This is a genomic window from Serratia sp. D1N4 (assembly GCF_054552755.1).
Map to the genome: position 1 here is coordinate 3,973,571 of NZ_CM137274.1, position 25,014 is coordinate 3,998,584.

A 25,014-nucleotide genomic window follows, 5' to 3' on the forward strand; every position below is an offset into this window, starting at 1 on the left:
CCTCTTTATCCGTGATCCGCATGGTCGAACTGCTCACTCCAGCCTTCGGCGGCGAACAGTTCGGGGTCATTCACTAACACGCCGGTTTTATCTCCCCAGCGTGTTTCCTGCTGTACGGCCCGGTGAAATTGCGTTTGGTTAAAATGCGCTCCGCCAAAATCGGCATAGCTGACATCGGCATACGAAAAATTGGCATAGACCAGTTGGCTGTCGGTAAACAACGCCCCCTGAGCCCGGCTTTTGCTGAACTGCGCCTGCACCAGCTGACAACCCGCGAAGTTGGTTGAGGACAGGCAGGCGTTAATCCACATCGACTGATTCATCTGGCTGGCGTGGCAATCAGCGTAAGACAAATCCGCATCCACAAACTGGGCACCATCTGCCTGGACGCCCCTCAGGTTAGCCTTCTGCATCGATGCGCCATGAAACAGACAAAGCTTGAGCAATGCCGAGGCGAAATTAACCTTCTCCATCTGATTGCGGGTAAACATGCACTGAATTAATGACTGGCCGCTATAGTCGAGCCCCTGCTGCTGGCACTCAAAAAAGTTAACCTGTTCAAAATGCGCACCGGTGGGGATGTACTGACGCAAATCCGTTTGATAAAACGTGGTTTTTTGTATTTTGGCCCCGCTGAAATCGCTTTTTTCCATCGTCGATTCGGAGATCGCACTCTTGTCGAACTGCGCCTGCCGGAACAGACAGTGATCCAGGCGACAACCGATAAACTGCATTTTCGCAGCCTGGGCCTGACTGAAATCCGCGTGTTGCAAATTGCACTCGCTGAAGATCAGGCCTGGCAGCGCAGTGCCGCTAAAGTTGGCGTGACGCAGGTAGGATTCGCTGAAACACGCATACTGCAACCGCGCCCGAGTAAAGATCGCCGCCGTTAGGATGCATTCGATAAACAGGCACTTTTCAAGATTACAATCGGTAAAGTCGACGTTGCTGAAATCCACCTGCCTGAAAATGCCACCTGCCAGGTCGCCAGAAACCAGGCTGATACCACACAGCGTCAATTCTTCAATCACTTCACCCTGTTTGACTTTTTGCTGTAGCTGAACCGCATCCATTATTCGGCTCCTTGACTACTGCGCAACGGGTAGACTTTCATCTGTTTTACCCAGGCATCGCGCATCAGGGTGGTGTCATCGATTTCCGCCTGTGAGATATCCGCCCGGAACAGATTGGCAGCGGTAAGATCGCAGCCAATAAGCCGGGATTTCTGTAACCGGCTGCCGATCAGGCTGGCTTGTCTGAGATCCGCCCCCTCCAGATTGGTACGGATAAACAGCGAATCGCTGACCTGCGCCCGGTGCAGGCTCACCTGCCGGAGCGTGGCTTCGGACAGATCGCAGCTCTCAAGCCGGGCGAAACTCAGATCGGCCCCGCTAAGCGGCATTTGACGCAGGTTGCATTGCATCAGCACCGCATGGGCGAAACTGGCGCTTTCCAGCACGGTGCCCGCGACAAAGGCGCAATTCTCCAGCCGGGCGCGGGTGAAATCGATGCCATCGGCCTGGCAATGGGTCATTGAGCAGCGCTTAAGCCGCGCATTTTCAAACACCGCATGCTGCAACTGGCTGTCGACAAAGGTGCCTTTGTTAATCCGCACGGCGGAAAAACGGGGATTCTCCAGCGTGATCCCGTTGAAAATAACGTTGTCCAGAGAAGCCGCGCTAAAGTCACAGTCGGTCAGCGAGGTCTGGGTGAACATCTGATTGGCTATCGTTGCCTGGCCGAAGTTGCAGCGCTCAAACTGCGCGCCCTCGGTTTCGATATTGCTCAGGTTGGTGTCGGTAAAATCACAGTCACTGCAAATAGCCAGCGCCAACGTCACTTCATGGAACAGGGTATGACGCAGCGAAGTGTGGCTCAGGACGCTGCGGGCCAGAATGGTCTGCGTCATCGTGGCGTGATCCAGCACGCTATGGCTCAGATCCACGTTCTCCATCATGGCGCGGGTCAGGTTGGCACCGCTCAAGTCGAGATGGGAAAGATCGGCCCCGGTCAGATCGCAACCGGTGAAGTTACGATCCTGCGCCATTTTACCGATCACCCAGGCTCTCAGCTGTGCGGCTCGTTCACCGGTCAGCCGCGGAGCAGCATTCTGGTTTGACACGCCAAGACGATAAAGCTGATGCAATCCCTCTTCCTGGCCGGGATGCAGGCGGCCCTGCTGCTGTTTCAACGCCGTCAGCATTTTATTAACGGATTCTGGCCCGGTTGGACGCCGCGAATCATAGCCATCCCGATCCGGCATACGTTGTTCCATCTGCTGCATGGCGTCGCTTTTCGCTTTAGCGGCCATCCCTTCCATTTCTGCCATAAATTCAGGCAATTGGGACAGCATGGGCCGTTTGATGTCCGGCGTCTCTTTGGCCTCTGCGTACAACGTAGTATCCACCGCTTCCAGGCGCTTATCGGCATCCTGGTAGATGGCTTGCTTACGTGCATCAAGGTTTTGCTGCAGCGGATGCTCGGTTTCCGGCTCTGGCGTGTTATCAATCCATGGCCCGAGACTCTCTTCCGGCAGCAGGTCGCGATCCTGGAACGCGAAGGCGCTGCCTTTTTCCCGATCGCTACGCTTGATCCACACATCCCGATAATGGTCTAACGAACGTGGCCGATCTGCATGTTCCAGCGCGGGCATCAGCATATGAACGTTGTAACCATCGTCTTCCACCGCCTCAAGCGGCAGTTCGCCGTGATACACCAGGATCATTTTCTCCAGATGCGGCAGGAACCAGACCGTGGTATGACGTAGTTCAAGTTCAGAGAAAACCTCCTCCCCTTTTTCCGTATGGTGGACAAAGCAGCGCGCTTTCCAGGGGGGAAGTTGCCCTTCCAGTAGGGCATGTTCAGGGTGCATATTCTCGATCCGATACTGCGTGCCGTGCGGTAGCTCCGCCAGATCCTGCCACTGCTGATCTTGAGGAGCGATGTTGAACAGCCGGAAGTCCGCATCATCGGCCAGGCCAATCGCCCCGCGCTTTACCCAGGCCTCATCGTAGCGGCGGCCAATAAACGCCTGCCTGGCAGGCCAGGTGATATCAATAGCATCGAACCCTGCCGGGGTGATCTGTTGCGTGGGTGAAGTCATGCGTTCGCCGGGCAATTCGATATTCGGCAACCGTTGGGGAGCGCCGTTGGCCTCCGCCCCGATGCCTCGCGGGTTGGCCGCGATGTGCGGGCCGCCGTAAGCGTGAGGCCAGTCAATGGGCAAAGAGGCAAAGGGACGCGGTGAGGTTGGCGTTTCGCCTTGCCATTGCCGATCGCCAGAAACAATTAATGATTTTTGCTTTTCACCCAGCGTAATACTGGCGCGGCAAACATTCTCGGCCAAACAGGCGTGCGGATAGGCATGGCCGGTTGCCAGAAACTCGGCGTAATATTTGGGGTAAGCGGTATCCACCACGCCTCCCGTACTGGATAATTCGCTTTGCGCCAGTTGCCATAATTCTGGCTCTGGGCGCAACATCGGTTGTGCCCCCATATCCACCAATGCCAAGACGGCAACGCCCAAATAAGGCTTATGCGCTTTATAAAAACAAGGACGATTCATAATCCCAAGACGCAGCGGTTTGATAATTCTCATTTATAGTTCGCCTTCCAGATGGCAATCAGTAAAAAGCATGCGAAATATCACACTCAATAGAAAAGCATTATCTTTCTTAATTACCCATTGGCTACTCAATACCCCAGGATATTATGGAGTATTGTGAGCAGCCTATTACTGCGAAGAATACTCCCTTGATGCCGTTCTAATTAGAGATAAAGCACCAGATCTTTGGCGTTTAACTCCAACTTGCCAATATTAATTTGGGCCTTGAATATTTTCAGCACGGTATCATCGGCCAATATTTTAGCTTTAGTGACGCCCAGATAAGTGGGAATAACCTGTGCTTCAAACTGCGTGGAATCAATATGCATCCCGCGCACCCGAATATCGGCCCCCACGGCCTGCACTCTCAACCCGGCAGCGAAGACTTTTAATTTGGTCGCTTCCAAATCGTCAGGCGTGATGGAGACTCGATTGGTGGTCGGCTGAATCATCATTATTGGCGCAATAGTGGTCAGCGTTTGTGACACCGTGGTCGTCAGACTGCTGGAGAAGGTCTCTACCGCGTCGCCCATCACAGACATGGCGGAAGCCCCCTGGATCATCGAGGTGGCATCGCCCTCAATCAGCGCGTCGCTGAACCCCTGAATAGTGCTGGTGGTATCCCCTTCAACCAGTAGATCCAGGTTGTTTTCCACCGAAATACTCATATCCCGCTCGGCGTGCAGGCTAAAGCTCTCCACGCCCGGCGCGTCATCCATATAGAGACTGTTGGCATTCGAGATGCTGCCCTCGGTGGTGCGGCTCATAATCCCCATTTTCGTGGCGTTGGCCGGTAAATCCCACGGCGGCATGTTGTCTTCGTTATAGACACGCCCGGTGATCATCGGCCTGTCAGGATCGCCGTTGATAAAATCAACCACCACCTCTTCGCCAATCCTTGGGATCTGCACGCCGCCGTATTGCCACCCGGCCCAGTTACTGGAAACCCTTACCCAACATGAGCTGGTTTCATCGCCCTGACTGTAGCGATCCCAACGAAACTTGAGTTTTACCCGGCCATAGCTGTCGGTCCAGATACTCTCCCCCGCTGGGCCAACCACTTCTGCGGTTTGCGGGCCATGAGTTTTCGGCCAGGCGGTCTTCCGCTTTGGCCGCCACTGGGTGCTGGCTGGCAGAACCTCAAAATCGATATAGTGTTCGGCATCATCTTCGTCATTGCTGACGTAGCTGTTTTCTTGGAAGAAATAGCGCGCTGCGATGGTCAGATATTCGCGGGAATCTTCCAGGCGTGGGGCGTTATCCAGCATAAACCGATATCCGGGGGCCAGGCCAAGCGAAGAGGCACGGCCGCTCATATTCTCATGATTGGCTTCAAACTCCTGCTGCCGAACGCGGGTGTAAAACTGCGCGTGGCTCTGATCGGTATAACACCCCGGCCAGTCGAAAATCTCGGCTTTCTCTTTCGCGTAGGACAACGGATTACGGCGATTTTCTAACAGATTTGCCCGCGGTTTGCGGAAATCGTAATCATCCATGCTGTACAAGCTGGGGGTGATAATGTCGGAAACGTTCCACTCATAAATCGTAGCGTCGTTTTGCGTTAATCCCCCTTCTGTCAGGCGATAAACGATATTGTCATAGCCCGCTAGAACGTTATGCCCCTGAGGCGCATCGGCCAGGATCATGGTGTGCCCGTCAGCCTGATGGGTGAAATAGAAATAGATCCCCTCATGCTCCATCAGACGGCAGATAAAATCATAATCACTTTCCTGGTACTGCACCGAATAATCCCAAGAGCGGTAATCATAGCTCAGGCGATTTTCAACTTTGACTTTGTATTCGCTTAATATACCGATGAGGATCTCTGGCACAGTTTTACCCTGGAAAATCCGGCAATCCTGATTTTGTGTCAGATACCAGAGCGTAGGGCGCAGCGTTGCGTGATAAAGATAGTATTTTTCGCCACTCTCTTCACGACCAGCCAGCGACATGCCGGTGATATTACCGTTTAAATACCGTGGGTTACCAGGTAGATCATTAATTGTAATGGTAAAGGATTTACCGAGTAGTGACTTTAAATCAACGGTATTATTTGGACAGAGCAGTTCAACATCGAATTCATAAATTTCAGATAACCGTTCTTCGCCTGTTAACGTGCGAAAGAGAAGTGGTTCAGAGATATCTGTGACTTGTTGCGCGACGAAATAACGGTTTGGGTTTGGTGTAATCATTGTTTGTGCCCGCACTAAGGAATGTAAATATTGTCATACCTACACCCTACGGCGCAGATACACATTCAAACTCCGCATACTAAGGTAAATATTTCCATAACCACTGTAATAACTCGAACGTAATAGGGCTATTTTTATCCAGTCTTTAAAACGTAGTCAAATAAATGTAACAAGCAATTTGAATGCAATAATCTATGTAAATCAAGGTTTCTCTGAGTCCTTTAAGCCGCTTTTTAATTGAATAATCTCTTGTGTAGCTATTTTTTTCGCTAGTGGAAATAAAGACGCTGAGAAGGGATTTTTAGCGCAAGAGGTTCTCTATTATTTAGGGGGCAGGGTTACGCCGTTCAATCAGGCGATCGGCCCCTGCCTCCCTAATAATCCTTACATTTTATACGGATAATGGCTGTCTGATAGGCCATAACAAATTATGCTCTGAGGTATCCCGTCAGTTTACCGTCCTACCGACTTTTCCTAGGAAAAGGATGTAGCGATAGATAAATTCGTTTGTCGCTAAATAAGCATGAAAAATACTTCTTAATAGGTATTAAATTGGCCTATAAAGATATAGTGAAGACTTATTTGAGAAAAAACCCAGATTTAATGATTGTTTACGCAGTGATCATTGATATTTAATATCTGATTTTACTTTTAATTAAGTCGCTTTATCTGCACTATAAAGTGGCATACGACCCCAATTCTTAAGCATGATTTAACATTATGTTTCAATACTGGTCACGCCTCTCCCTGCGGGAGAGGCGATTGAGGCCCGAAAACTGCGAGCCCACCAGGTTGTTAACCGCCTGGCATGGCTCACCTGTTCACCATTTTTACTTAACCTTCGTAACTGCGAAACAGAGCTTGTCCGCGCAGCAAGCGCACACCCAACCAACCGCCACATAGCGACAGCAGCAAGGCACTCAATAGCGGCAGCGCCCACCACAGCACCGGCGTCGGTGACCACGGGAAGTCGAACACCTTAGTTTGTAACAGCCAGAGCGCCGCTTCAGCCCCCACTGCCGCCGCAATACCCGCCACCAGCCCGAGCAGCGCAAACTCGCACCACAGCGTGCCGCGCAGCAGGCGTTTGCCCGCTCCCAGCGTGCGGTAAACCACCAGCTCTTGCCGACGTTGGCGCATACCGACCTGCACCTGCGCCAGCAGCAGCAAACCGCCGCAGAGCACCACCAGCACCACCATCACTTCAAGCGCACGGCTCACCTGCTGCAACACGCCGCCAACCTGCTTCAGGATCGAACCAATATCCAGCAGGCTCAAGGTTGGGAACTGGCGGTTGAGCTGGGTCAGCATCTTGCCATCACCGTCGTAACGGAAGCTGGTCAGCCAGGTTTGCGGTTGGCCATACAAGGCACCCGGCGGGAAGATAAAGTAGAAGTTCGGTTTCAGGCTTTCCCAATCCACCTGCCGCAGACTGGTGACTTTGGCGCTGAACGATTGGGTATCGCCGCTGAAGGTCAGCGTATCGCCCAATTTGATTTTGAGCCGCCCGGCAATACCCTCATCCATCGACACTTCTCCGCTCTTCGGCGGCCAGACACCCGCCGTTAACGGATTGTGATCCGGCAGATCGGTCTGCCAAGTCAGGTTCAGTTCGCGGTTGACCGCTTCTCCACCCGGATCGTCCTCATGCACCCTTTCGGTTGCCACCTGCTGGTTAATCTCGGTCAGGCGCACACGCACGATCGGGTAGAAAGTCTCTTCCCTCAATTGGTGTTGTTGCAGGAAGGTTTTAACCTGTGGCACCTGCGCTTGCGTCATGTTCAGCAGGAAATAGTTCGGGCTATCAGGCGGCAACTGCTGCTGCCAGCGATCGAGCAGATCGTTACGCAGCACCAGCAACAGCGCCAACAGCATGAACGACAGCGAAAATGCCGCTAGCTGGCTGATCGTCACCCAAGGTTGATGCAGCAGGCGGTTCACCGCCAAGCGTAACGCCAGGTTTTTCAGCGTAATGCGCCGCAACAGCAGCAGGCTGCCCCAGCCAATCCCCCCCAACAGCAGTGCCAGCACCACCATCCCGGCGAGGATCGCCCACAACATCGTACTCGCCCCCATCAGCACGGTTAGCAACAGCACCACAATCACCGCCGTAATCGGCAGGAAATAGCGCAGCGGCCAGACGTTAGCCACCACGTCGCGGCGCAGCACACGCAGCGGCTGGGTGGCCAGCAATTGCCGGTACGGGCGCAGGCCAACCAGCAACGAAATCATCACCAGCGCCCCCAGCGCCCATACCCATGGCCAAGCGCCGGCGGCGGGCAACGCCCCTGGTAACACCGGGGCCAACAGGCGGATCAGCAAGGATTCAAAACCCAGCCCGATCAGGCCGCCACAGGCCCCTGCCAGCAGCAGCACCGCCAGCCATTGGCCAACGATCAGCCTGCTCAGCGCTTTGCGCCCGGCACCCAAGGTTTTCAGCACCGCAATCAGATCGTAACGGCTGCGGCAATAGTGGCTCATCGCCACCGCCACGGCGGCAATCGACAACAGCAGCGTCAGCAAGGCCGAAAGCAGCAGAAACTGCTGTGAGCGCTGTAGCGATTTCCCCAGCGCACTGCCGGACTCCTCCAGGCCAAACCAGCGTTGATCCGGCTTGAGCTGCGGCTTTAAGCGCTCTTCAAAACGCAGAATATTCTCCGGTGAACCGGCAAACATATAGCGATAGGTCAGGCGGCTGCCCGGTTGCACCGCACCGGTTTTATCTACGTCCGCCAGATTGATGATAATGGTGGGCGCAGTCTGGAACGGGTTAAAGCCGGAGTCCGGCTCTTGGATGATTTCACCGGCGATACGCAAGGTGGTATCACCCACCTCCAGATTATCGCCAACCTTGATATCCAACAGCGCCAACAGACGCGGTGCCACCAGCACCGTACCGGGTTCCGGTTTGATATTGGCCGGGCGGGTTTCCAATTTGCCATACAGCGGGTAAGCCACATCGGTGGCCTTCACATTGGCCAACTGTGGGCGTTCCCCGGCATAAGTCATGGTGGTAAAGCTGAGCTGACGGCTGACCTGCAACCCCTGCTGCTGTGCGTCGAGGATCCAGCCTTCCGGCACCGGGCGTGCGGTGCGCAACACGCGGTCACCGGCAATAAAATCGCGGCTTTGCTGGCTCAAGCCTTTGTCCATACGATCGCTGATACTGCCGAGCGCCAGCACACAGGCCACTGACAACGTCAGCGCCAGCCAGACAATCAGCAGCGAAGGCGAACGCCATTCACGCCAGAACCAACGCCAGATCATGCTTCCTCCCACAGCTTGCCTTCACGCAAGCGCAGCCGACGCTGGCAGCGCGCCGCCAAGGTTTCGTCGTGAGTGACCAGGATCAGCGTGGTGGAAAAATCACGGTTGAGGGAGAACAGCAGATCGGCGATGCGTTCACCGGTCTGGCGATCGAGGTTACCGGTCGGTTCATCGGCAAACAGCACCCGTGGGCGGCCGCTGAAAGCACGCGCCAGCGCCACACGCTGCTGCTCACCACCGGAAAGCTGCGCGGGCAAGTGGCTAAGGCGTTTGCCCAGGCCGAGCTGCTCCAGTAACTGCACCGCCTGTTCGCGGCTATGGCGATCGCTCTCGCCACGCAGCAGCGCCGGTAATTGCACGTTCTCCAACGCATTCAGCGTCGGCACCAGCATGAAAGATTGAAACACAAATCCGACGTTTTTCGCCCGCAAGGCCGCGCGCCCTTCTTCATCCAGAGCCGTCAGCGACTCGCCCAGCAGGCGCACATCCCCTTCACTGCCGTCGTCCAACCCGGCGAGGATCCCCAGCAGCGTCGATTTACCCGAACCGGACTCGCCAATCAGGGCAATTGTCTGCGCGGGTTTGACAACCAGCTCGACTCCGGTAAGGATGGTGAGCTGATGCTCACCCTGACCAACGTGTTTACTAAGATGATGAACTTCAAGAACGTTTTCCGCTGGCATCTTCCCTTCCTTTTGCTGTTGGGATTATTCAGTTTACGTGCTGCCGCCGCCGATACCTTATTGATTCTTGGCGACAGTTTAAGTGCCGGTTATCGCCTGCCGGTGGCTCAAGCCTGGCCAACGCTGCTGGCCAACCGCTGGCAAAAACAGCCCAGCGGCCCGCAGGTGATCAACGCCAGTATCAGCGGTGACACCGCAGCCCAAGGGCTGGCGCGCCTGCCTGAACTGTTGAAACAGCACCAGCCGCGCTGGGTGATGATTGAACTGGGCGCTAACGATGGGCTGCGCGGTTTCCCGGCCCAGGATATTCAGCGCGATCTCAGCCAAATTATCACTCAAGTACAGCAGGCGGGTGCACAACCGCTGTTAATGCAAATTCATATTCCGCCAAACTATGGCCGCCGCTACACCGACGCTTTCGGCGCCATCTACCCGGTGCTGGCCAAGCAGTTCAACATTCCGCTATTGCCGTTCTTTATGGAACAAGTGGTGATTAAACCGGAATGGATGCAGGATGACGGATTACATCCTAACAAGGATGCCCAACCGTTTATCGCCACCTGGATGGCAGAGCGGCTGGAACCTCTAGTAAAACATGAGTCTCACTAAATAGGGCTGCCTACTAGGTAAAGTTATGCAAAAAGCGATATTGATAACCGGCTGTTCCAGCGGAATTGGGTTGATTGCCGCGCAGGATCTGCGTAACCGTGGCTACCGCGTGCTGGCCGCCTGCCGTAAACCGCAGGACGTGGAAAACATGCAGCAACTCGGGCTGGAAGGGATTGAGCTGGATCTGGATGACAGCGCCAGCGTAGAACGTGCCGCAGCGCAGGTGATCGAAATGACCAACGGGCGTCTGTATGGCCTGTTCAACAATGGCGGTTACGGTGTTTATGGCAAGCTGAGTGCCATCTCGCGCCAGCAGTTGGAACAGCAGTTCTCAACCAACCTGTTCGGCACCCATCAGTTAACGCAGTTACTGCTGCCAGCTATGCTGCCGCACGGCGAAGGGCGTATCATTCAAACCAGTTCAGTGATGGGGTTGGTCTCCAGCGCTGGGCGCGGAGCCTATGCCGCCAGCAAGTTTGCGCTGGAAGCCTGGTCGGATGCGCTGCGTATGGAGCTGCACGGTACGGGGATTCAGGTCAGCCTGATCGAGCCCGGCCCGCTCACCACGCATTTTACCCAGAACGTCAATCAGACGCAGAGCGATCAGCCAGTGCATAATCCCCGCATCGCCAAACTGCTGACGCTGCCGCCGGAAGCCGTGCTGCCGAAACTGTGCCACGCGCTGGAGAGCCCGAAGGCTAAATTACGTTATCCGGTGACATTGCTGGCCCATGCCATGGGTATCCTGCGCCGTCTGCTGCCTGGCCGCGTGCTGGATTGGATGATGCGCAGCAATGGCTAGGGTTGAAGTGCGTCAGTTTGCCCCCATTAAGAATCAAATCGCTCCGCAAGCTCAGAGAGAAAAACTATGCTAGCTCCAGTTGTTGTTGATATTAACGAAACTAACCTGCACCAGACGTTAGAACAGTCCATGTCGATCCCGGTGCTGTTTTACTTCTGGTCCGATCGCAGCCAGCATTGCCTGCAACTCAACCCGGTTCTGGATAAGCTGGCGGCGGAATACGCCGGTCAGTTCATTCTGGCCAAGGTAGACTGCGACGCCGAGCAGATGATCGCCTCGCAGTTTGGGCTGCGCTCGATCCCAACCGTTTATATGTTCCAAGAGGGTCAACCGGTTGATGGCTTCCAAGGCCCGCAGCCGGAAGAGATGATCCGTGAATTCCTGCAACGTTTCCTGCCCAAAGTCGAAGATCTGAAACTGGCAGAAGCGATGGAACTGCTGCAAGAAGATCGTGCCATCGATGCCCTGCCGCTGCTGAAAGAGGCCTGGCAAGCCAGTAGCCAACGTAGCGATATCGGCCTGACTCTGGCCGAAACGCAAATCGCCCTGAACAAGACGGAAGATGCCGAAGCGGTATTGGCAACCATTCCATTGCAGGATCGCGATACCCGTTATCAAGGGCTGGTGGCGCAGATTGAATTACTGAAACAGGCTGCCGATACGCCGGAAATCCAACAGTTGCAGCAGCAGGTACAGCAGCAGCCACAGAACGTTGAACTGGCGGTTCAGCTCGCCTTGCAGCTGCATCAGGTTGGCCGTAACGAAGAAGCGCTGGAACTGCTGATGGGCCATCTGCAAAAAGATCTGGCCGCAGCGAACGGTAATGCGCGCAAGACGTTGATGGATATTCTGGCCGCGCTGGGCACCGGTGATGCGCTGGCTGCCAAATATCGCCGCCAATTGTATTCACTTTTGTATTAAACACGGGCTGCCATAATAAATCTACTGCCCGCACCGGGCAGTGAACTCAACAACGTCTTTACCACTGTGAAGGCGTTGTTGATCAATATTCCCGCTATAAATTGAAATCGAACGGCCACTTCAAATGTGACAAATATGTCTGCCATTGGTATTAATGACAATTAGCGCCATGGCTTATACAATCGATAAAAATAATTACCTCACTAACTAAATATTAAGTTTTAAAAATACCAGTTCAGTTTTAAATTAACTTGATTTTAATTTATTTAAATCACTCATTCAAATAATCCACTTAATCAATCAGTAATGAAAAAATAGCATTATCGCTTTACATGTCACCAAGCGTTTTGTATAAGAACCCCTCTCACATTAATTAAATTAATGTACCAGCCCTCTACAACAGCATTATTAGATCCATTCTTACCCCCATAAAGCACCGATAAACTTCACGGAGAAAGACGATTGAAAAAATTAAGCCTGCTTGTCAATAAAGAGTTTTCCCAAGGGCGTAGAGCCTTTCTTACTTACTCTTCAGCATCCGTATTAGGCCTGGCAATAAGCTCGGTATTCCCTACCACCGTCTCTGCCGCCAGTCTGTTGTTTGGTGAGCGCAGCACCTCATTCAATGAGCTCGACGCCATAAATTTTTATGCCAGTAGTTCATCGCAAAGTAATCTGGGCTTGGATGCCATCAGCTTCCAGCAGGCAACCGATGAGGCGCAGTATCTTGCACAAGTCACCTTCCAAGAACTGATGAAACATCAGTTTAAGCGTGAATATTACGGATTGAGCGACAGCTTCGGCCAAGCCATGTCACCCAACGACAAAATTCTAGGGATGAATGATGGCCGAGACTCCGCCGACAAAGTGTTTCAAGACAACACCGATTACTTTGAAGAACATCTTGCCGAATACATCAGCGGCATGCTGCAAAAATCATACAGTCAGCAACAGGATGTTCCTGTAAGTGATCGTCTGGCCTATAACTCATGGGATATGATTAAAGCCAACTCCAATACTCGATTGGCCGAGAAAGGAGAGAAATTTAAAGCGCTAATGGACAGGCTCTACGCTATTGCAACAAACTATTGCCAGAATGGTATATTCTCTGCGTATAAAAATGAGGGTGAGCGCTGGGCGCGCGAACTTATCGAATATTACTCTGATAATACTGTATTGAACAATCTGGTGCTGTCATTCAAAATTCAGGAGTCTGGGCAGTCCTCATTTTTGCAAGCTATGCAAGAAGTTTATAATACCATCAATAAAGTCCGCGCCCTAAATATTGCCTCGGGTTCTTCGATCAAAGAAGAAGAACTGGCAGAGTTTGAACGCACTTTATATGGTGCGGTCTACACCGGATTCGCCATGAGCATGAGTTGGGGTAAGCAAAGCGAAAAAAATAGCGTGCTCTCTAATCGCCGGAACTTTATGGATGTGGTTCAATTACTCACAACCGACGATGGCAAACAGCAAACATTCTGGCAAAGCTTCTTCGAGAAAAATAACCCTGAACAATTCTGGGATAATATAAACACATTGGGGCTGGAGTCTTACACGCTTCAGGACAACAACGCCAACCAGCGGATTATCAATCAATACCCAGAGTTGGGCAGCAGCGACGGAGAAGACTCCCCCCTTCCAACGCTGTCTTTGCTGCTGGGAGTTGGGCACTTTACCTGGGCGACGGTAAGTGAGCGTGACGATCTTTTCAGCCCGATCACTCTTATGAAATTGGGCTTGGCCATCGTAAAAACGGGGCTGAAGATCGTAATATATTTCAAGGTGCTGCTAAACCTGGTGAGCATGTTTATTTTTGGTAACGGAGAACCCCTTATTAACGCCATTGCCGTGAATATGGGCAAATTTAGCCAGTTCATCAGTAATCTTTGCGGCAAAGGGAAGTTCCTGAACAATACCGAAAGGCTGGTGGTCAACAAGCTTTTCATCGCCACCTCAGCGGTCACGCGCATTATAGAAATCTGCTTCGTCGGCCTGGCGGCACTGGGTGCCGCGTTGGCAGCATATAACCTCTATCAGACGGTGATGGAGGGAGATACTGCCGATATTGTCTTTGCCTCGATCAACATGCTGCTCTCCGCGATGACGCTGGCAGTGTCCATTGCGGCCTTGATGGGCTTGGCGATTGCCGGGCCGTTGGGCATCGTCATTGCGATTGTCGGCTTCGTGGTGATGATTGCACAATGGCTGTATGGCTTATTCAAAAAGCCCGAGATACCACTGTCCCCTATTCAGGCCTACACCAGCCAGGTTATTCAGCCCAAGGGCTTGGTCTATCAAGATATCGGCAGCTATTTATGCAGGGCCAAGAGCTATTGGAATGGCACAATGATTTGCGCTTATGATGCCAAAACCATGAATTCAGATTGGGATAATGTCCAACATCGGGTCGATCGAGAAAACGACGCCGTTTATACGCAAGCCGGGGCTCTGGTCACTTCGGCCAAAACGTCGCGCATCTATAACTTTGCCAACATCCGCGACGTGAAATACTGCGATATCGCCGAGTTCTTCAGCCGGGGAACCGATCAGCGGCTCAGCAACTGGTACCCGGATTACGATCTTCAAGTCTGTAGCGCTGCCGTTGAAAGCCACTCGTCATCCGGAAACACCTCCGCCCTATTTTTTGCCGCCAATGACCAGTATGCCTACCCGAGATCTTTCCTTACGCAGGGGCTTGAGGATGCGCCAACCAGCGGTAACGAACTGCGTTTGACCGAATATCAGGAGTTCCTGCAAGACGTGGTAGCGATCAATGACCTGTCAGAAACCCTGTTCCTGGTTTTCACCAGCAAAAGCATTTATCAGGTGCGCGGTGGGCGCGTCACCAAAGTCGTGAATGATTACGGCATCGGTGAATATCAGAACCCTTTCGCGATGCTATCGGCCATCACCACCGGGACCACCGTCAACCTGCTCTACGCGCTGCAAAATAACCTGGATCCAGAGAATAGCTATCACTACACCCTGACTCCTGACGATCAAGGGGACTACACCCAATTCAGGCTGTTAGGCACCAGAGAGCGGCCAAAGGCGTCCTTTATCAGCCCGATCGTCGGTAATTTCTATCAAGCCAAGGATAACCACGAAGCCCGCCTCGACTTTATGTACATTGATGCCAGCCGCTATTACCGCTACGGGGCGATCGTTAATGACTCGGTGAACTCGCCGTTGTCACTGCACAACGGCGTTGAATTCACCGTGCCTAATGATGGATTTATCCACTTCTATAAAAATGCGTTTATCCCCAAATAATCGCAGATCGCTGAGCCCAACCCGGCGGCCATAGAACTGACAGGCCGCCGGGGATTGCAGCAAGCATGCCACCGCCAGTAATAAAGGTATATTTATGCAGCGATTATCCCACCGTTGACGTAATATCTATTAATACGTCTGTCAGGAGGTTATGCCATGTTTACCGTTATTCCGATTGTGATCGTTGTTGCGTTGATTATCGTCTTCGCCAGCATAAAAATTGTGCCGCAAGGCTTCCAATGGACGGTAGAACGTTTTGGCCGTTACACCAAAACCTTGATGCCAGGGTTAAACGTCGTTGTGCCGTTTATGGATCGTATCGGCCGCAAAATCAATATGATGGAGCAGGTGCTGGATATCCCTTCCCAAGAGATTATCTCGCGCGATAACGCCAACGTGGCGATTGATGCCGTGTGCTTTATTCAGGTGGTCGACCCGGCGCGTGCCGCCTATGAGGTCAGCAACCTGGAGCAGGCGATCGTTAACCTCACCATGACCAACTTCCGTACCGTGCTCGGTTCCATGGAACTGGACGAAATGTTGTCACAGCGCGACAGCATCAACAGCCGTTTGCTGCATATCGTCGATGAAGCCACCAATCCTTGGGGCGTGAAAATCACCCGTATCGAAATCCGTGACGTGCGCCCACCGGCCGAACTGATTGTGGCAATGAACGCGCAGATGAAGGCCGAACGTACCAAACGTGCCGATATTCTGGAAGCCGAAGGGGTGCGCCAGGCGGCGATCCTGCGTGCCGAAGGGGATAAACAGTCGCAGATCCTGAAAGCCGAAGGGGAACGTCAGTCCGCGTTCTTACAGGCCGAAGCCCGTGAACGTGCCGCCGAAGCGGAAGCAAAAGCGACGCAGTTGGTTTCTGACGCTATTGCCAGCGGCAATATCCAAGCAATCAACTACTTCGTGGCGCAAAAGTATACCGATGCGCTGCAAAAAATCGGTTCCGCCAATAACAGCAAAGTCATCATGATGCCGCTGGATGCCAGCAGTCTGTTGGGTTCCATCGGTGGCATCACCGAACTGCTGAAAGACAGTAAAGGCAAGTAATCATGGTTGAGCAGATCGCAGCAAACCCGCAATGGTTCTGGATCTCTCTCGGTGGGTTGCTGCTGGCAGCCGAAATGCTCGGTGCCAGCGGTTATCTGCTGTGGAGCGGCCTGTCGGCAGTGCTGGTCGGGATTGTCGTCTGGTTTTCACCACAGCTCGACTGGGAGTGGCAGGGTGCCATTTTTGCCGTTATGACCATCGTCGTGGCCTATCTGTGGTGGTACTGGCTGCACCAGCGGCCTGCGGCGGCCACCAGCGGTTCGCAGGTGCTGAACCAGCGTAACCGCCAGCTGATTGGCATCCGATCCACGTTAACCGAGCCGATGCACAACGGCATGGGCCGCATCAACATCGGCGATGGCAGTTGGCGCGCGCAGGCCAACGAAGATCTGCCGGTCGGTACCGAAGTTGAGGTCGTCGCCGTTGAAGGCGTCACGCTGGTGATCCGCGCCGTTAACCGCTAATGCTTGTGGCAGCAGCCTGCCAGATTGTTAATGATCGGGCAGTCTGCACCTTCATCCCCCGGGCACTGTTCCGCCAGCGCTAACAGCCGTTGGCGCATTTCGCCCAATTCACTGATGTGCTTTTCGATCTCGGCCACTTTCTGCAGAGTACGCGCTTTAACATCGGCACTGTGGCGCGCCGGATCGTTAAATAGCGTCACCAGTTCACGGCACTCATCAAGGTTAAAGCCCACCTGCCGCGCCTGACGCAGCAGCGTCAACTCCTCAATATGCTTTGCATCGTAACTGCGGTAGCCGTTTTCCGTACGGATCGGCGCGGTGACCAAGCCTTTCTCTTCGTAAAAACGGATCGCTTTGCTGGTTAAACCGGTTTTTTTGGCAACATCACTGATATTCATTGAAGCCCCTTGACCTTACCCTTGCTGGAAGGTTTAACCTCATTCTTAATGATAATCATCAAGGCGGTCAAGCCTTAAGCAACAGCACGTTCTACGAGGAGATATATTATGTCCCAAACTACGGTCTTAACGCTGCAAGGGCTTTCCTGCATGCATTGCGTTGGCAGCGCCCGCAAGGCGCTGGAAGCGGTGCCGGGGGTGACCAGCGCCGAAGTGACGCTTGAGGCGGCAAACGTGTATGGCTATGCCAACGCAGAGCAGTTGATCGCTGCCATAGAAGATGCAGGCTTTCATGCCAGCTTGGCGGAGGGCTCCAGCCACCCAAAAACTGAGCCGCTGACTGTATCTGATCCTACTCTGCCGGAAACTCAGGCAGCGGCACGTTCCTCCCTTCCGGCAACAGACGATGACAGCATACAGCTTTTGCTCAGCGGCATGAGCTGCGCCAGCTGCGTCAGCAAGGTCCAGAATGCGCTGCAAAGCGTCCCCGGTGTCGAGCAGGCGCGGGTCAATCTGGCAGAACGCAGTGCGCTGATCACCGGCAGTGCGGCACCTCAGGCTCTGGTCGCGGCGGTAGAAAAAGCCGGTTATGGCGCGGAGATGATCCAGGACGAAACCGAACGCCGCGCACGCCAGCAGCAAACCGCCCAAGCCAATATGAAGCGTTTCCGCTGGCAGGCGGCGTTGGGGTTAGCACTGGGGATCCCACTGATGCTGTGGGATTTGTTTGGTGGCAGCATGTCGTTGACGCCAGAAAACCAGCGGCTGTGGCTGCTGGTTGGCATGATCACCCTGGCGGTGATGGTGTTTGCCGGTGGACACTTTTACCGCAACGCCTGGCGCGCCCTGCTGAACGGCAGTGCGACCATGGATACGCTGGTGGCGTTGGGCACCGGTGCTGCCTGGTTGTATTCCATCAGCGTCAATATCTGGCCCGATTTCTTCCCGATGGAAGCACGGCATCTATATTACGAAGCCAGTGCGATCATCATCGGTTTGATTAACCTTGGCCATGCCATTGAACAGCGTGCGCGGCAGCGTTCGTCGCAGGCGCTGGAACGGCTGCTCGATCTGACCCCGCCAACTGCCAGGCTGGTGACGGAAAGCGGTGAACGGAATATCCCGCTGGCCGAAGTGCAATTGGGGATGACCCTGCGCCTGACCACCGGCGATCGCATTCCGGTGGATGGCGAAATAGTACAGGGTGAAGTGTGGATCGACGAAGCCATGCTGACCGGTGAAGCCGTGCCGCAGCAGAAAGGGATCGGCGATAAAGTGCATGCCGGTACGGTGGTTGATGACGGCAGCGTACTGTTCCGCGCCGCGGCCATCGGCAGCCAAACCACGCTGGCACGCATTATCAAACTGGTGCGTCAGGCACAGAGCAGCAAGCCGGAGATCGGCAAACTGGCAGACCGGGTCTCGGCGGTGTTCGTCCCTACGGTCGTCGCCATCGCCCTGTTCAGCGGCGCTGTCTGGTACTTCTTTGGCCCACAACCGCAACTGGTCTACACGCTGGTGATCGCCACCACGGTGCTGATCATCGCCTGCCCTTGTGCATTAGGGCTGGCAACGCCAATGTCGATCATCTCCGGCGTTGGCCGTGCGGCAGAGTTTGGCGTGCTGATCCGCGACGCCGATGCGCTGCAACAGGCCAGCGCGCTGGATACCCTGGTTTTCGATAAAACCGGCACGCTAACGGAAGGTCAACCACGGGTGGTGGAAATCATCACCTTTAACCAAGTCACCGAACAGCAGGCATTACGCTGGGCGGCCGCGCTGGAACAAGGGGCCAACCACCCGCTGGCACGCGCCATCGTTGAACATGCTGGCGAACAAACCCTGCCGCAGGTGGAGCAGTTCCGCACGCTGCGCGGCTCCGGCGTCAGCGGCGACGTTGAAGGCGTATCATTGTTGCTGGGTAACGCTAAACTGTTGCAGAAAAACCAGATCGCTACCACCAGCGAACTGGATGCTCAGATGCAGCAACAGGCCGAACGTGGCATCACCCCGGTGTTGCTGGCCGCCAACGGTAAACCGGCGGCGTTGATCGCCATCCGCGATCCTCTGCGCAGCGATAGCGTGAAGGCACTGCAACGCCTGCATCAGCAGGGTTATCAACTAGTGATGCTGACTGGCGACAACCCGATCACCGCCAATGCAATTGCCAAAGAGGCAGGTATCGACCGGGTGATCGCTGGCGTCTTACCGGATGGCAAGGCAGAAGCCATTAAACAGTTGCAGGCGCAGGGCCACCGCGTGGCGATGGTGGGCGACGGTATCAACGACGCCCCGGCGCTGGCACAGGCAGACGTAGGGATCGCCATGGGCGGCGGCAGCGATATCGCGATTGAAACCGCTACCATTACTCTGATGCGCCACAGTCTGAATGGGGTTGCCGATGCGCTGGCGCTGTCAAAGGCCACCATGCGTAATATGAAGCAGAACCTGCTCGGGGCATTTATTTACAATACGCTCGGTATCCCAATCGCTGCCGGTGTGCTGTATCCGCTGACCGGTACCCTGCTCAGCCCGATGGTGGCCAGCGCAGCCATGGCGCTTTCGTCCATTACCGTAGTCACTAACGCCAACCGGCTGCTGCGCTTTACCCCTAAACAGTAGCCTGGAAGCGGAGCGCAACCTCACGCGCTCCGCTTCGCTTTGGGACTATTCCTTCACTGTTCAGACTTTCTTATATGGCAGATAGCGTTTAGCATGGGGCAAACGCTAATCCGGAGCCACGCTGTATGGGTCAACTGTTACGCCGCATCGCCGCTTTCCTCGGCATCACATCCCCGGTGACTCATGCCTATCCGGCACTGGACATCACTCTGCCGGGCAATCGTCAGTTCCATCTAGTGGGCAGCATTCATATGGGTACGGTTAATATGTCTCCGTTGCCCGCGCGGCTGATTGCTCGTTTGCAGCAGGCCGACGTACTGATCGTTGAAGCCGATATTACCGGCTCTTCCTCACCCTTTGGTCAAATCAACGAACAAAACGCATTGGAGCAACGCCTCTCCGCCGAGGAGTTTTGCCAGTTACAGACACTGTGCCAAGAACTGGGAACCGATGTGGCAACCTTCTCTACCCTGCCTGGGTGGCAGGTTGCCCTGATGATGCAAGCGCGACAGGCGCAACAGTTGGGGTTGCGTGCCGAATACGGTATCGACTATCAGTTGTTGCAGGCCGCCAAAGCGCAGCACAAACCGGTTATTGAGCTGGAAGGGGCTGAGGAGCAATTAAGCCTGCTGGAACAACTGCCGGAAGGGGGAATGACACTGCTGCACGATACGCTGGAACATTGGCATACCAATGCGCGGCTGCTGCAAACCATGGTGAGCTGGTGGCTCGATGCCAAGCCGAACACCACGCTGGAAACCTTGCCCTCCACCTTTAGTGCCGAGCTGTATGACGTGCTGATGCACCGTCGCAACCGCAATTGGCAGCAAAAATTGGCAGCGTTACCGCCGGGTAACTATGTGGTGGCCGTCGGTGCTCTGCACCTGTATGGCGAAGATAATCTGCCCGCTATGCTGCAATCTGGCTAAAAAAGTGGCCAATATCGCTATTGGCCAGTCAAAGAGGAATTTTTCATATTTTAGTTATACGCATCATAACCCTGTTAGCGGTTACAATCAGCAGAGTAGCAACCCGGTGAACCTGTTGGCAACCGCCTTTACCTACGCTCGGCACAGGTTGCTTAGCCGGTTATGCTTTTGTCATTTTATGGCCCCAAACTGCAACCTTTCCTTTCCATCGCTGAGGAAAATACCTTATGACGCCCGCAGTGGTACTGCTTGAAAAACAAAAAGTGTCCTTTACTCTTCATCCTTATCACCACGATAGCGAAGAAACCAACTTTGGCGACGAAGTGGTGCAAAAGCTGGGGTTGAATGCCGAACAGGTCTACAAAACCCTGTTGGTTGCGCTTAATGGCGATAGCAAAAATCTGGCGGTGGCGGTCACGCCGGTCGCCACCCAGTTGGATTTGAAAAAGGTCGCCAAAGCGCTGGGGGCCAAAAAAGCCGAGATGGCCGACCCGGTGCAGGCACAGCGGGTAACCGGCTATCTGGTGGGTGGCATCAGCCCGCTCGGGCAAAAAAAGCGGCTGCCGACGGTGATCGACAGCCAGGCACAGCAGTTCACTACGATTTTCGTTTCCGGCGGCAAGCGCGGGCTGGATATTGAACTGGCCGCTAGCGATTTATGCCGTTTACTGACCGGCAGCTTTGCGGATATCGCCAAGCGGGATTGAATGGCGGATGCTGACTCGGTGATGAGTGCTGAACAACGGGGATTGAGAATAGAAAACGGTGGCCGCATCGCAGCCACCGCAGTTCACAGCTTAGGGTTACTTGATAAACTTGATGTTTTTAATCTCGTACTCAAAGCCCGCTTGCGTATTCCCCCACGCAGGGAAAATCGTGAAGCTCTTAAGACTCTGATCAAAGTAAGTATTACTGACTTTAGCAATCACGCTACTCATCGGAACAACAATGGTTTGCCATTCGCCGATAACCAGCTTTGATCCTGCCAGTGATTCGACAAACATATCCCCCGTGTCACCTTTATTGCCACCGACTTTAATCACTAAACCCGTTTGTTCAGAGTCTTGCTTTTGCGCGCCTAACGACTTGACGAAGAGATCAAACTGTAGATTACCGCTGGCAAACTGCTTGAGGTTCTGGGGTTCAAAATTAAAGTGCAATAGGCCTTTGTACGACTCCGGGCTTTTCGCATTGTAAGCCACGCTGACAACGGGCCCGGTTGCTGTGGCGACCATATGCGTAACGCCTTCCGGTAAGGGTTGCCAGTCATCCGTATTGTACTGATCGCTGGTGACCGTTATCGCGCCGAAATCAGCCAGAATATCGTAGCTTGCCCCTGCTAACGGCGGTAATTCACTTTCATGGAAAGTCGTACAGGGAATGGCGTCTTTAGGTAAACCCTCTGGCTGCGGCACATAACGGATTGCACCGATATCAAAGTTTATCGCTTCAGCCGTGTAGATCAGGAAAGGGGTATTCATCATTTGGTATGACATACCCGTTTCTACCATGCACTGAACGGGGATTTTAATTGTCGACCAATCGCTTGAGGGTTTAGGTAGAACGTTGGCAATGTTCACTTCACCACGGCAAGGATATTCACAGTGCGTAGACAAGTTAACCAGGGCCGGATTACCCGAGTTGACGCGAATGTCGAACTCGATAGTCGCATTAGCATTCACATAGCGATTGTAATCAACGCCTTTCTCGTCAACGGTCTGCATATAGATTTGCGCCGCCGATTTACCGGCAAAACCTTCGGTTTCCCCGCTGAAGTTGACGTTCAAGGCTGACTGCTGCATCCCTTGATAGTCAATACCTTTAGTAGTTACCGTACCAATGGTCGTTTCACCTTTGGTTATTTCACGCTTGGACCAACCGTTAATATCCCCGGACATTAACGCCACAAACTCGCCTTTAGCACTCTTACCGTAGATCTCCAGAGGGGAGTCAGCAACACCGGTATCAGGTGCAGAGATACCGCAACCATAATCACGGGGATCCAGAGGAAGATTGTTCAGATCGCTTTCAGTGGCGGCAACGTCGGTTTTACCCGCGTAGTTCAAACCATAGCCGTAGGGGAAAAGCTGCTTATACTCACCGTCAAGTTCCTGCTCGATCACTTCGCCAGTAATCCCATCAACGGGGGTGATATAGTTTGCAATATTGGGCGCAGCACGGTTAATGGTGGTTGAACACTTGGTTGCTCCCCATGTGTAGGACAATTTGCCTTTAAAGTCCTTATCACCGAACAGCACATCCGTAATACCCAGGCCTTCCGTACCGGGCAACCAGGCAGCGACAAACGCGTTAGAGTTATTGATCTCTTCGTTCACATACAGAGGGCGGCCGGAATAGAACACCGTGACCACTTTATAGCCCTGCTCTTTGAGCGATTTAATCAGTTCTGAATCTTGCCGATATTTCGCTTTTAACGAAGCGAACTCAAGCGTCTGTGATTTTGAGATATCACCGAACATTTCAGCGTAGGGATCTTCACCGATGACAACCACCGCCACCGCTTCTTCAGGCGTGGTAGCAGAAATATCGGTAATGACATTTTCTGCGCCTACTACGCTTTTCATTGCCATTAACAGGGTCTGAGCGTTCGGGAAGTCTTTTTCGATGGTGTTACCATCCCCCTGCCATGATAGCGACCAGCCCCCTGTTTGCTTGGTGATATCGTTGGCAGCAGAGCCCACCACCAGATATTTAGCATTTTTCTTCAGTGGCAGCGTTTGCGCTTGGTTTTTCAACAGCACCATTGATTCGGATACCGCTTGGCGCGCGACGGCAACGTGTTCAGGGGCACTCAATATCTCCTGTTTACCCGCTAAAGCACGTTGGCTGGGCATCGGTTTTTCCCACAGGTTTGCACGCATCTTGACGCGTAGAATACGGGTTACCGCATCATCAATACGCTCCATCGGGATAATGCCGGAATTAACCTGATCGATCACGTTCTGGTAGAACGCATGCCAATCATTGCGCGATGTCACCATGAAAACGTCATTACCTGCGATAACGGCTTGCGGGCAATTAGCCGCAGAACAACCGTTGATCTCACCTTGGCCATTCCAGTCGGTCACCACTAAACCGTCAAAACCCATTTTGCCTTTCAGCACATCGATGATGAGATACTTTGAGCCATGGATTTTCTGGTTTTGCATGTAGCCAGAGTCCGTGTCTACCGCAGAGTAATAGGGGTTATCGACCATCGGATCGACGTTGGCCGGGTTCCACCAGGAGTTAAATGAACTCATCACCACCTGTGCGCCAGCGCTTAGGCCGCCGATATAGCCCATGGCATGGATATTACGCAGATACTCTTCGGTATAGCGGTTTTGGCCGTGATCAACACCTTGCAGGGTCCCGCCGTCACCCACCCAATGCTTAACGTTCGAAATCACGTTCAGTTCGCCTTTCAGGCCTTCTTCACCGCCCTGAATGCCTTGCACCATGCGTTTCGCGTACTCATAAACGATCTCGGGATCTTCAGAATAACCTTCGTATACCCGGCCCCAGCGGTAATCACGCGGTGTGGCAACCGTCGGGGCAAACGTCCAGTCCAAGCCGGTTGCGACAATCTCGCGCGCGGTCACTGCGCCGATTTTTTCGATCAGATCGGGGTTACGCGCGGCCCCCAGGCCGATGTTGTGCGGGAAAACCGTCGCCATAAACACATTGTTATGGCCGTGTACCGCGTCCGTAGCCCACATAAAGGGGATCCTGAATCCGCGACCTTCATAAACACGTTCCAGTGCTAACCAATATTTGTCCGCTTCTTTCGCCCACTCTTCAGCGGTTGCGTACTTGTTATTACCTGGCGCCGCGCCGCCGCCGTTCAAGATAGAACCTAACTTATATTGTTCTGCCTCTTCTGGAGTAACATCGCGTAAATCCGGTTGTACCATCTGCCCCACTTTTTCTTCCAGCGTCATCATCGCAAGGATGCGCTGAATTTCCGCCTCCATAGCCGGATCTTTTTTGATTACGCTGTTAACGTTTTCCCAATCTGCAAAGTAAGGCAGGCTGGTACTAGGCGGTTTAATATCACCGCCATTACTGTTACCACCATTGTTGTTACCGTTATTATTAGTGCTATTGCTCCCGCCATTATTGCTGCTATCCGTAATGCTTTTGTCAGCACTATCGCAACCAGCCAAGGCTAAAGAAACAAGCACG

15 protein-coding genes and 1 pseudogene are annotated in these 25,014 nt (G+C 53.5%); 9 read left to right on the forward strand and 7 right to left on the reverse strand.

The window, feature by feature from the left end; all coding sequences use genetic code 11:
- Nucleotides 1-5: 5 nt before the first annotated feature.
- The 5 genes from ACX1CU_RS17840 to ybbA form a co-directional block, all read right to left on the reverse strand.
- Nucleotides 6-1,073: a pentapeptide repeat-containing protein gene (locus tag ACX1CU_RS17840; protein WP_459399585.1), complete on the reverse strand. Its 1,068-nt coding sequence runs from the start codon at nt 1,071-1,073 to the stop codon at nt 6-8.
- A complete protein-coding gene (locus ACX1CU_RS17845; RefSeq protein WP_459399586.1) occupies nt 1,073-3,598 on the reverse strand; it encodes a DUF2169 family type VI secretion system accessory protein in 2,526 nt (841 codons plus the stop codon). The genes ACX1CU_RS17840 and ACX1CU_RS17845 overlap by 1 nt, the downstream gene beginning before the upstream one ends.
- 170 nt (nt 3,599-3,768) lie before the next feature.
- Nucleotides 3,769-5,796, reverse strand: a complete 2,028-nt coding sequence (locus ACX1CU_RS17850; RefSeq protein ID WP_459399587.1) for a type VI secretion system Vgr family protein — start codon at nt 5,794-5,796, stop codon at nt 3,769-3,771.
- 834 nt (nt 5,797-6,630) lie between these two features.
- Nucleotides 6,631-9,063, reverse strand: a complete 2,433-nt coding sequence (ybbP, locus tag ACX1CU_RS17855) for a putative ABC transporter permease subunit YbbP (RefSeq protein WP_459399588.1) — start codon at nt 9,061-9,063, stop codon at nt 6,631-6,633.
- Nucleotides 9,060-9,746, reverse strand: coding sequence for a putative ABC transporter ATP-binding protein YbbA (ybbA, locus tag ACX1CU_RS17860; RefSeq protein ID WP_459399589.1), 687 nt, complete (start codon nt 9,744-9,746; stop codon nt 9,060-9,062). Before ybbA ends, ybbP begins: the two co-directional genes overlap by 4 nt.
- On the opposite strand from ybbA, the gene tesA reads away from it, so the two are divergent.
- From tesA to ACX1CU_RS17890, 6 genes are all read left to right on the forward strand, one after another.
- Entirely contained in the window at nt 9,717-10,355 is a 639-nt protein-coding gene (gene tesA, locus ACX1CU_RS17865) for a multifunctional acyl-CoA thioesterase I/protease I/lysophospholipase L1 (protein WP_459402852.1), read from the forward strand. The two genes, ybbA and tesA, sit on opposite strands and share 30 nt — an antisense overlap.
- Before the next feature lie 25 nt (nt 10,356-10,380).
- The gene (locus ACX1CU_RS17870; protein ID WP_459399590.1) at nt 10,381-11,157 is read left to right on the forward strand and encodes an SDR family oxidoreductase; all 777 of its coding nucleotides are present in this window, start codon (nt 10,381-10,383) and stop codon (nt 11,155-11,157) included.
- Between the two features lie 66 nt (nt 11,158-11,223).
- The gene (locus tag ACX1CU_RS17875) at nt 11,224-12,078 is read left to right on the forward strand and encodes a co-chaperone YbbN (protein ID WP_459399591.1); all 855 of its coding nucleotides are present in this window, start codon (nt 11,224-11,226) and stop codon (nt 12,076-12,078) included.
- A gap of 462 nt (nt 12,079-12,540) precedes the next feature.
- On the forward strand, nt 12,541-15,354 hold the full coding sequence (locus tag ACX1CU_RS17880; RefSeq protein ID WP_459399592.1) for a hypothetical protein: 2,814 nt from the start codon (nt 12,541-12,543) through the stop codon (nt 15,352-15,354).
- A 156-nt stretch (nt 15,355-15,510) separates the two neighbouring features.
- The gene (locus tag ACX1CU_RS17885; RefSeq protein WP_459399593.1) at nt 15,511-16,416 is read left to right on the forward strand and encodes an SPFH domain-containing protein; all 906 of its coding nucleotides are present in this window, start codon (nt 15,511-15,513) and stop codon (nt 16,414-16,416) included.
- Nucleotides 16,417-16,418: 2 nt separating this feature from the next.
- Nucleotides 16,419-16,880: an NfeD family protein gene (locus tag ACX1CU_RS17890; RefSeq protein ID WP_459399594.1), complete on the forward strand. Its 462-nt coding sequence runs from the start codon at nt 16,419-16,421 to the stop codon at nt 16,878-16,880.
- On the opposite strand, the gene cueR is transcribed toward ACX1CU_RS17890, so the two are convergent.
- The gene (gene cueR, locus ACX1CU_RS17895; protein ID WP_459399595.1) at nt 16,877-17,278 is read right to left on the reverse strand and encodes a Cu(I)-responsive transcriptional regulator; all 402 of its coding nucleotides are present in this window, start codon (nt 17,276-17,278) and stop codon (nt 16,877-16,879) included. The two genes, ACX1CU_RS17890 and cueR, sit on opposite strands and share 4 nt — an antisense overlap.
- A gap of 120 nt (nt 17,279-17,398) precedes the next feature.
- Here cueR and copA point away from each other — a divergent pair.
- From copA to ybaK, 3 genes and pseudogenes are all read left to right on the forward strand, one after another.
- A pseudogene (gene copA, locus ACX1CU_RS17900) lies at nt 17,399-19,900 on the forward strand (copper-exporting P-type ATPase CopA); the annotation flags it as partial.
- A 125-nt stretch (nt 19,901-20,025) separates the two neighbouring features.
- Nucleotides 20,026-20,829 carry a TraB/GumN family protein gene (locus tag ACX1CU_RS17905; protein ID WP_459399596.1) on the forward strand — a complete coding sequence of 268 codons (804 nt, stop codon included), beginning with the start codon at nt 20,026-20,028 and terminating at the stop codon, nt 20,827-20,829.
- Nucleotides 20,830-21,056: 227 nt separating this feature from the next.
- Complete coding sequence (gene ybaK, locus ACX1CU_RS17910; protein WP_459399597.1) at nt 21,057-21,536, forward strand: Cys-tRNA(Pro)/Cys-tRNA(Cys) deacylase YbaK; 480 nt, start codon at nt 21,057-21,059, stop codon at nt 21,534-21,536.
- Nucleotides 21,537-21,632: 96 nt separating this feature from the next.
- On the opposite strand, the gene ACX1CU_RS17915 is transcribed toward ybaK, so the two are convergent.
- Nucleotides 21,633-25,013 carry a glycoside hydrolase family 3 protein gene (locus ACX1CU_RS17915; protein WP_459399598.1) on the reverse strand — a complete coding sequence of 1,127 codons (3,381 nt, stop codon included), beginning with the start codon at nt 25,011-25,013 and terminating at the stop codon, nt 21,633-21,635.
- Nucleotide 25,014: the final 1 nt, after the last annotated feature.

Bases quoted from the DNA above. Each gene is read 5' to 3' on its own strand.
- ACX1CU_RS17840 (WP_459399585.1), bottom strand. From the start codon at position 1,073: ATGGATGCGGTTCAGCTACAGCAAAAAGTCAAACAGGGTGAAGTGATT.
- ACX1CU_RS17845 (WP_459399586.1), bottom strand. From the start codon at position 3,598: ATGAGAATTATCAAACCGCTGCGTCTTGGGATTATGAATCGTCCTTGT.
- ACX1CU_RS17850 (WP_459399587.1), bottom strand. From the start codon at position 5,796: ATGATTACACCAAACCCAAACCGTTATTTCGTCGCGCAACAAGTCACA.
- ybbP (WP_459399588.1), bottom strand. From the start codon at position 9,063: ATGATCTGGCGTTGGTTCTGGCGTGAATGGCGTTCGCCTTCGCTGCTG.
- tesA (WP_459402852.1), top strand. From the start codon at position 9,717: ATGAACTTCAAGAACGTTTTCCGCTGGCATCTTCCCTTCCTTTTGCTG.
- ybbA (WP_459399589.1), bottom strand. From the start codon at position 9,746: ATGCCAGCGGAAAACGTTCTTGAAGTTCATCATCTTAGTAAACACGTT.
- ACX1CU_RS17870 (WP_459399590.1), top strand. From the start codon at position 10,381: ATGCAAAAAGCGATATTGATAACCGGCTGTTCCAGCGGAATTGGGTTG.
- ACX1CU_RS17875 (WP_459399591.1), top strand. From the start codon at position 11,224: ATGCTAGCTCCAGTTGTTGTTGATATTAACGAAACTAACCTGCACCAG.
- ACX1CU_RS17885 (WP_459399593.1), top strand. From the start codon at position 15,511: ATGTTTACCGTTATTCCGATTGTGATCGTTGTTGCGTTGATTATCGTC.
- ACX1CU_RS17890 (WP_459399594.1), top strand. From the start codon at position 16,419: ATGGTTGAGCAGATCGCAGCAAACCCGCAATGGTTCTGGATCTCTCTC.
- cueR (WP_459399595.1), bottom strand. From the start codon at position 17,278: ATGAATATCAGTGATGTTGCCAAAAAAACCGGTTTAACCAGCAAAGCG.
- ACX1CU_RS17905 (WP_459399596.1), top strand. From the start codon at position 20,026: ATGGGTCAACTGTTACGCCGCATCGCCGCTTTCCTCGGCATCACATCC.
- ybaK (WP_459399597.1), top strand. From the start codon at position 21,057: ATGACGCCCGCAGTGGTACTGCTTGAAAAACAAAAAGTGTCCTTTACT.